The organism is Alienimonas chondri (assembly GCF_013036045.1).
In the GTDB taxonomy this organism is placed as follows: Bacteria; Planctomycetota; Planctomycetia; order Planctomycetales; family Planctomycetaceae; genus Alienimonas; species Alienimonas chondri.
In genome coordinates this window covers 1-8,499 of the sequence record NZ_WTPX01000181.1, presented here as the reverse complement: position 1 = coordinate 8,499, position 8,499 = coordinate 1, and the positions used below count along the sequence as shown (strand labels likewise).

Below are 8,499 nucleotides of genomic sequence, written 5' to 3'. Positions count from 1 at the left end.
GAGCGGGCGGCGTGGCCGGCGCCGGCCACGCCGGCCACGCCGCCCGCTCCGCCGACCCCGGCGGCATCGCCGGCGAAGGTGAAGCTGAAGATGTCGATCACGTTGGTGAACTGCGGGCTGACCGTCAGCCGCACGAAGCGGCGGTCGGCGCTGATGACCGCGGTGACGGACATCGTGATGCCTTCCTGAATCAGCTGGACGTCCGGCTGATAGGCGACGGCGTTAATCCCGACGATCGGCGTCAGCGAGGCCACGAAGGCCAGCTGGGAGCTGTTCTGCACGAAGGCCTGTTGACCGTTGTACAGGGTCACCTTCGGGGCGAACATCAGGTTGTTCCGGCTGTCGCTCTGAACCGCGTTGATGAAGAAGAAGGCTTCGATGTCGCTCAGGATCGCGAAGCCGACGTTCATCCCCAGGTTCAAGTCGCCGGCGACGAAGTCCGGCACGCCGACGCCGAAGCTGCCCTGCTGGAAGGGCACGTCCAGGTCCGTGCTGATGGAACGGGTTCCGGTCGCCGGGTCGCCGGACAGGCCGACGACGACGCCGTCGCCGTAGTCGTCGCGGTCCCGCAGGTCGCGGCCCGGAGCGGGATCGAACACATCGGCGCCGGTACCGGTCGCGTTGATGAACGGGGTCGCTCCGCCCTCCTGCAGCGGCGGAAGCACCGGCAGCTGGAAGTTCGGGAAGAACGGGGCGTTGCCCGGCGTGAACGGGTCCGGCGCGGTGCCGGCTTCCGCCGGGGAGAGCGTATCGATCCCCCCGAAGGGGCTGGCGTCGATCGGGCCGGCGCCCAGTTCGTCCTGCACGTCGAAGTCGAAGTCGATGCCGATCCGCTCGAAGAACTCGTCGGTCACCGTGATGAATCGCACCTCGACCGCCACCTGCAGGTCCTGCAGACGACGCAGCTGAGTCAGCAGTTCGCTGATCTGCTCGTGCACGGCCTGCGTCTGGCGAACGACCAGGGCGAGGGTGGTTTCACTGGTCTGCAACGTCCCGCGACCGCCCAGCATCTCCCAGCTTTCCGGCTCCACGGTGGTGCGGATCAGCTCGGAAAGTTCCTCGAACCGCATCCGGCGACCGTCGCCGCTGACGCTGGTGCGGATGCGACCGCCGGTCGTCGGGTCCACGAGGGCGCCGGCGAGGTCCGTGTTCGGCAGGGCGCCGCCCACGGCGGGGACGCTGAAGTTGCCCACGCCCAGCCCGGCCGGACCGAAGCCGCTGTTCAGACCGGCCTGGCCGCCCTGTTGCAGCATCGGATCGATGCCGGGGGAGGGACCGCCGAAGTTCTCGATCGCGATCACCAGATCCGTCACCGCGTACGGCTTGGTGATCATCTCGCCGCCCATCCGGTTGCGGTTGGTGACCTTCAGCACGTCGTCGGAGATGACGTGGCCGAGGTCCAGCGGCTCCAGGATCAGGTTCAACGCGCTCTTCAGGCGGATGCCCTCGACGTTGATCGTGATCGGCATGTCGATGCCGGCGCCGACGGCTTCCACGTCGGCCGGGTCGGCGACGATGTTGATGTCCGCCAGGGTGCTCAGGTGGGCGAGCACCTCGGCCAACGGGGCGTCCTCGAAGTGCAGGCTGACCGGCCGCTCCATCGCGGCGGCGATCATCTTCTCCTGCGGGCTGTTCGTCTTCACCGTGCCGTCGGCGCCGTACCGCATGCCGCGGCGGGCGGTCACGTCGCCCCAGTTCTTGGGGAACGCGAAGTCGTCGTCGAACGGGATGCTCGCCTCGTCGACCGAGGTCATCACCGCGACGAATCCTTCTTCCTTGGCCTCGGCGATCTCCTTACCGCGGGCTTCGCGGTGGGCGAACTTCGCCTTCCAGACCATCAACTCCGCTTCCGGGAGGTCCGGGTCGATGGCGCGAGCCTGCTTGGCCGTGGCCAGCGCCTCGACATACTCCCGGTTCCGCAGCTGATCGTTGAAGCGATCGACCAGAACGGCCATCTCCTGCTCGATGCGGATCTTGCGGGACTGCTCCACGGCGATTTCATCGCGGACGGACTGGTTCCGAGCTTCCAGTTCCAGCTTCGGCGCCATCTGGCGGGCGTAGCCCTCGACCGCGGCGCTGCTGTTGGCGATGTGCCGCAGCATCGGAGCCTTCAGGTCGTCCCGCAGTTCGGCGATCTCGACGGACTGCTTGGTGCGTTCCAGCACGGCGCGGGCCTCGTCGACGTTGTCCGCTTCCTTCAGGCGCTCGGCCCGGAAGATGGCGTTCAACACTTCGCCGCGAAGCTTGTCGAAGCGAATGTTCTCCGCCTGACCGGACAGCTCCAGCCGCTGGGCCGGGGTCTGACCGGAGGCGTCGCGGACGGACAGATCCTGGTTGACGGCCGCAGCCGGGGTGACGGCGCCTTGGGCGCCGGGAACCTGCATCCCGCCGGCCGGAGCCAGCGAGACGAGGAAGGTCTGCATCTGCTCCGCCCGGAAGGCGTCCAGCGGGGAGCCGGCCTTCTTGGCTTCATGACAGGCGAGGAACGCTTCCAACGCCTGAGCGCGATCGCCGGCCTTCAACGCGGTCATGCCGTCGTCGTACAGCTGACGGGCGGTCGGGCCGGTCGGGGCGTCGTCGCTTTCCGGAGCGGCCAACGCGACGTCGGCGTTCGGCGCGGCGAAGGGATCGACCGGGGGAGCGGCGAACGGGCTGTCCGCGGCGGAGGTGGAGATCGCCGCGGGCACGTCGCTTTCCGAAAGCTGGTCGACCGAGAATGGGTCGGCCGGCGCCTGAGCGGAGGTCGGGGTGACGCCGAAGGTGGCGTCGAAGTCCATGTTGAACGCGGCGTTGCTGACGGCGTTCGTCGGGGCGCCGGAACCGGCGGACTGACGAGCGGCGGCCAGTTCGGCGCGAACCGTCTCCGGGGAGTCCTTCAGCACGCCCCACGCCACGCCGGCGGACTCGGCGGCGCCGAGGTACGCTTCGGCCTGATCGAACGCCCCGTCGGCGATCGCGTCGCGGGCGGCGAACAGGGCGTCCTCCGCGGCGCCGCGGGCCAGTTCCTCTTCGGTCGGCTGCGGCTTGGCGGCGGTCTTCGGGGTGAAGGTCACCGTCTTGGTCTTCGCAGCGACTTCGCTGAGGATCCGGTCCGGGCTGTCCGCGGCGAACAGATCCCAGTCGGCGTGCAGTTCCCACGCCTCAAGGGCGAGGCTGCGGGCGTCTTCGTAACGGCCGGCGTTCAGCTCGACGCGGGCCTGGGCCAGCAGCTTCATCGCCGCGGCCTTGGCGGATCCGCCTTCGACGCTGTTCGGGGAGGCCGGGGCGCTGCCCCAGCCGTCGGTCGCCGGGGCGGCCGTCACGGCGTTGCCGCCGAGGCTGCCGAAGTCCATCGCGGCGAACTCGTCCGGGAGGATCTCTCCTTCGGTCGAGTTCGCGACGGGCGCCGGGCCGAGGGCCGCCAGCAGGGCGTCCGGGCCTTCGCCGTCCGCCCAGTCCGTGCCGAACGCGGCAGCGGCGGTGGCCAGCTTGCGGGCCGCGTCGGTCTCGCCCCGCTTGGCGGCGGCTTGAGCTTCGGCGAAGAAGAGTTCGGCGGTTTCGGCGCCGTTGTCGTTGTGGGCGGCGAACGGGTCGACGTCGCCGAGGCGACGCAGCGCGTCGCCCAGTTTGAGCTGCTGCTCACGCGAGAGCTTTGCGTCGCCCTTGGCGGCGTAGGCCAGCCGCGTCTGGGCGGCGGCGTACTCGCCGCGCTCCATCAGCAAAAGGCCCGCAGCGAGTTGTTCTGACGCGGAAGCGCTCGCGGCGGTATCGACCGCCGCGGTGGCTTGCTCCGCGAGTGGCTTGGCGTTCGCCAGCCACAGTCCGGCGATCACCGCCGCTGTGGATCCGGCGAGGAGTCCGATGCGTCTGGCCAACGGTCCAACCTCCTTGTGGGGAAACGTGTCAGGGACTGACAGGGAAGCGCCGCGCCCCGGGCGGCCCGCCGCGCCGCCTCCGCCGAAGCCCTGGCGACCCCGTCCTTCCCCCTGCAATCACAGGGCAAAGAGCGAAGTGCGGCCCGGGCGGGGCGGCGATGCGGTGGGTGAGTGGTCGGCCGGAAGGGGCGAGTGCCGGAGAGCGGCCGCGTCGTGCGGACGCGCCATCCGGCGGGAACGGCTCGAAAACGAACGTGAAACGGGAACGGAGAGCGATCCCGACGCACACAACGTCTCCGCAAAGCGGGAACGCGGGGCACGGCGGGGGAGAGGCTTCGGTCGTAGGTCGCCCGGGCGAATCCGGTCAACCCGCATGGTCCGTGAAGGCCCGTGCGACGCTGACATGACTCGAAAGGCGACCGGCCGGAGCCGCTCCGCGACCCGTCACGACGGTCTTGCCGAAACAGTCGGCAGAACCGGCGCACCGGGTCGTCTCCTGTTCAATCGGAACGATTCCAGTTCGGCTCAAGCCGCATTCGGTCCGGGCGCAAAGTTTCCGGCAGATTCTTCCAGATCGCTCCCCGCGCTCGCTCCGAACCGCCCCCCGCTTCGCCGTCGCTGACAGGCGACGCGCGTCGAGAGCGGTTCGTGCCGTCTGTCGGCGGCGGCAAAGCGGGGCTAACCTGTGCGAATGCTGGCCTTCGAACTCATCATGCCGGCCGTGTTCCTGCTGTGGCTCGCCGCGACGGCCGCCCTGATGACCGCCGGACTCCGCCGCTGGCGCTGGGGCACGCCCGGGGGCGCCCTCGCCGCGATCTCCGCCGGGATCGGGTTGATGTTCCCCGTGGCCATACTGGTCACGATCGTCGCCGAGCAGGTCGCCCCCGCCGCGACCCAAAAGTTCACGCAGGGGCCGTGGCTGCAACTGGCGATGGGCGGGTTCTGGTTGCTCGGTCTGTGGCTGGCGGTCTTCGCCGCGGTCCGGGCCACGCGATCGCCGCCCGACCCCGCCCCTCATCCGCATGACGTCGAGGAGGCTTCCTCATGAGCCATGACGCCGGCATGCTGACGTTCATGAGCCTCTTGGCGCTGAGCTACGCGGCGTTCCTCGTCGTCGGGTTCCTTGGACGGGGACCGGGACGGTGGTGGATCGCCGCCTCAGGCCCGTGCGGAATCGCGGGGACGGCGATTCCGATCGTCTCCTCCTACAACAACATCACCGACGGGCCGGACATCTTGAACGACGTCCCGGAGCTCGTCGGCGGGGCGATGATCCTTGGCTCGTTCAGCGCCTTCGTCGCCGCTCAGGTGTTGCTGCTGATCGGTCTGCTGCGCGCGTGGCGGGCGAAAGAGGCAATGTTTGATTTTGAAGCTCAGCGAGCCGGGGGGCTCGTCCCCCCGGACCACGCGTGAACCGGGCGACGGTCGGTTCGCTTTGCTCACCGGTCCGGGGGGATGAACCCCCCGGCTCGCCGACGTCACTCCGGCTTGCCGGCGTCCCGTACCAGCAACGCCTGAAAGCCGCCGTCGCTCGGTCGGCCGGGGAGGTGGGCGACGCTGCGGACGACCCGCCAGTCCGCGAAACGCTCCTCCGCCAGGACCGCGGAGACCACGCCGGCGTTCTCCTCCTCTTCAATACTGCACGTCGAATACAGGCACCGCCCGCCCGGCTTGATGCGCTCCAGCGCCGCGGCGAGCAACCGCTGTTGGCTCTCCGCAAACAACGGCAGATCGCTGGATTTGATGCGCCAGCGGGCCTCCGGTCGTTTGCCCAGCACGCCGGTGTTGCTGCACGGCACGTCCACCAGCGCCGCGTCGAACGGGCCGTCGTCCCAGCCGGAATGCTCGTTCGGGGGCGCGCCGCCTGTCGGCGACGGCGAAGCGGGGAGGCCGGGGAGGTCCGACGCATCGGCCGCGGTGGCTCGGGTGCGGATGGAAGACAGGCCCAACCGCTGGGCGTTTGCCGTCACCCGCGAGAGCCGATTGCTGCTGACGTCCGCCGCGAAGATCGCCGCGGCGTCGCCGGAGAGTTCCGCCAGATGCGTCGTCTTCGTCCCGGGGGCGGCGCACAGATCGAGGATGCGTTCGCCCGGCTGCGGAGCGAGCAACTCGGCGGCCTGCTGGGCCGTTTCGTCCTGCACGCTGAACCGCCCCTCGGCAAAGCCGGGCAGCGTCACCACGTTCGCCCCTTCCGCCAGGACGATCGAGTGCGCTCGTGCGCCCGCGGTCGCTTCGATCCCCGCATCCGCCAGCGCGGACAGCAGCGAGTCGCGATCGCCCTGCAACGCATTGGCCCGCAACGTGGGGATCGGCGGGGTGTCGAAGTGAAAACCGAGCGCCCACAGGTCCGCCGGTTCGAGCCGCTCCGACCAGCGGCGAGCCAGCCAGCGGGGGAAGGCGAACGCCGCGGCGAAGTAGCCGGTCGGATCGTCGGCCGGATCGGGGAACACGCGACGGCCGACCTTACGCCACGCGCCGCCGGGCAGCGGGACGACGTCCGCGGCCGGGCCGGTCGCGGGGATCGGTTCGTCGTTCACGGGATAGAGGGAGCGGGCGAGGTTCCGCAGCACGCCGTTCGTCAGGCCGGTCCAGCGGGGGGCGTCGACCAACTCAGCGACCTCCACCGTCTCATGCACGGCCGCGTGCGGGGGGATGCCGCTGGTCAGCGTGAGCTGATAGGCGCCCAATCGCAGCAGGGTGCGCAGCCCTGGTTCGACCTCCCGCAGCGGTCGGTTGAGGTGCGCCTCCAGAACCGCATCCAGCGTCGCCCGCCGCCGCACCGTGCCGAACACGAGATCGGAGATCAGCCGTCGGTCGATCGGCGGAACGTCGTACGCCGCCCACCGTCGATCCAGCAGATCCTGGGCGAACGTCTGCGTCTCCGCCTGTTCGAGCAGAATTTCGTGGGCCAGCGCCCGGGGGGAACCGCTCATCGGACGGCGTCTCGTTCAAGGTTCGTGAGACCGGAGCGCAAGCTCCGGACGTCGGCGCAGCCGCCGTCAAATGGATGGGCCGAACAGTCCGGGACGCACGGCCGGAGCTTGCGCTCCGGTCTCACGACGTCACCTCTTCATCCCCGGCGCCTAAGCCGGACGCATGCGTCCGGCTTAGGCGTTCGAAATCCTCCCAGAACCGCGGGTAGGTCTTCGCCACGCAGCCCGGGTCGGCGATTTGCACGCCGGGCGCCCGCAGGCCGATCAGGGCGAAGCTCATCGCCATGCGGTGGTCGTCGTAGGTGTGGACCGTCGCCGGCGTGACTGGGGCGGGGTAAATCGTGAAGCCGTCGGCGTGCTCCTCGCAGGTCTGCCCGAGCTTCCGCAGTTCGGTCACCACGGCGGCGACGCGGTCGGTCTCCTTGTGCCGGGCGTGGGCGATGCCGGTGACGGTCGTCGGCCCGTCGGCGAACACCGCGACGGCCGCGGCGGTCTGAGCGGTGTCGGAGATCGGCCCCATGTCGAACGTCTGCCCGCCCTTGAGCCGCCCGCCCGTCGGACCGGTGACGGTGGCGCTGTCCTCTTCGATGGTCACCTCGCAGCCCATCGCCTCCAAGACCCACAGGAAATCCATATCCCCCTGCACGCTGTCGGCGCCGAGTCCCTCGACCGTAATCCGCCCGCCGGTGATCGCCGCGGCGGCGAACCAGTAGCTCGCGGCGCTGGCGTCCGGTTCGACGGCGTAATCGGTCGCTGCCGGCGTCTGCGGGGAGAGACAGAACGTCGAGTCCGCCTCAATCAGGTCCACACCGAACGTCTCCAGCACGCCCCGCGTCATCCTGACGTACGGCACGGAGACCAACTCCCCCGGCACCCGCAGGGCGACTGGTTCGCGGGCCGCCGGGGCGGCCATCAGCAACGCGCTGAGGAACTGACTGCTCGCCCCGCTCTCCACCGTCGCGACCCCGCCGTTCAGCCCCCCCGTCTTTACGGTCAATGGCGGGCAGCCGGTGCCCAGATCGCACGTCACGTTCGCCCCGAGCGCGTTCAACGCATCGGCGAGGTCGCCGATCGGCCGTTCCCGCATCCGGGCGACGCCGTCGAGGCGGTACGTCCCGCGGCCGGCCGCGGCGATCAGGGCGGTGAGGAACCGGATGCTCGTCCCGCTGTTCTCGCAGAACAGATCCGCTTCGGTCGCAGGGAGCACGCCGCCGCAGCCGGTGACGCTCACGGTCGCGGCGTCGGGGTCGTGCTCGACGGCCAGACCCAGCGTTTGCAACGCCCGAAGCATTACGCGGGTGTCGTCGCTGTCGAGCACGCCGGTGAGGTGCGAGGTCCCCTCCGCCAGCGCCGCCACGGCGAGCGCCCGGTTCGTCAGGCTCTTGCTGCCCGGCGGTCTCACGACGCCGCGCAGCGGTCCGTCGACGGGGGTGATCGGCAGCGGGTCCGGGAGCGAATCAAGCACGGTCCCATGCTAACCGCACCAGTCCCGATCCGCTGTCCACCCGACCGGCGGCCCACCGACTTGAGTCGAATCGTCCCGGGATCGGCGATCGGGCGAGGTTCGTCTGGGCGACGACGGTCTTCCGCTCGGAAACGACGCGGCGGTCGGCGGTCCGCACATCTTTCCCAGTCGGTCCGGGCGACCCCGGCGCCGCGTTCGCCGAGCGTCCACAGTTCGCCCGCGACCCGGCGCTTTGCCCGGGGCGCCC

6 protein-coding genes are annotated in these 8,499 nt (G+C 70.1%); 2 read left to right on the top strand and 4 right to left on the bottom strand.

Going from position 1 to position 8,499, the window contains the following annotated elements:
• The coding region (locus LzC2_RS18830; RefSeq protein ID WP_171189576.1) for a hypothetical protein at positions 1-3,854 on the bottom strand (3,854 nt) is incomplete at its 3' end.
• A 691-nt stretch (positions 3,855-4,545) separates the two neighbouring features.
• On the opposite strand from LzC2_RS18830, the gene LzC2_RS18825 reads away from it, so the two are divergent.
• Positions 4,546-4,902, top strand: a complete 357-nt coding sequence (locus LzC2_RS18825) for a hypothetical protein (protein WP_171189575.1) — start codon at positions 4,546-4,548, stop codon at positions 4,900-4,902.
• Complete coding sequence (locus tag LzC2_RS18820) at positions 4,899-5,267, top strand: hypothetical protein (RefSeq protein ID WP_171189574.1); 369 nt, start codon at positions 4,899-4,901, stop codon at positions 5,265-5,267. The genes LzC2_RS18825 and LzC2_RS18820 overlap by 4 nt, the downstream gene beginning before the upstream one ends.
• 65 nt (positions 5,268-5,332) lie before the next feature.
• On the opposite strand, the gene LzC2_RS18815 is transcribed toward LzC2_RS18820, so the two are convergent.
• The 3 genes from LzC2_RS18815 to LzC2_RS21915 form a co-directional block, all read right to left on the bottom strand.
• Entirely contained in the window at positions 5,333-6,787 is a 1,455-nt protein-coding gene (locus tag LzC2_RS18815; protein ID WP_171189573.1) for a transcription antitermination factor NusB, read from the bottom strand.
• 121 nt (positions 6,788-6,908) lie between these two features.
• The gene (gene aroA / locus LzC2_RS18810) at positions 6,909-8,252 is read right to left on the bottom strand and encodes a 3-phosphoshikimate 1-carboxyvinyltransferase (protein WP_315854751.1); all 1,344 of its coding nucleotides are present in this window, start codon (positions 8,250-8,252) and stop codon (positions 6,909-6,911) included.
• On the bottom strand, positions 8,245-8,499 hold a 255-nt coding region (locus tag LzC2_RS21915; RefSeq protein ID WP_206678797.1), incomplete at its 5' end, for a hypothetical protein. The genes aroA and LzC2_RS21915, both read right to left, overlap by 8 nt.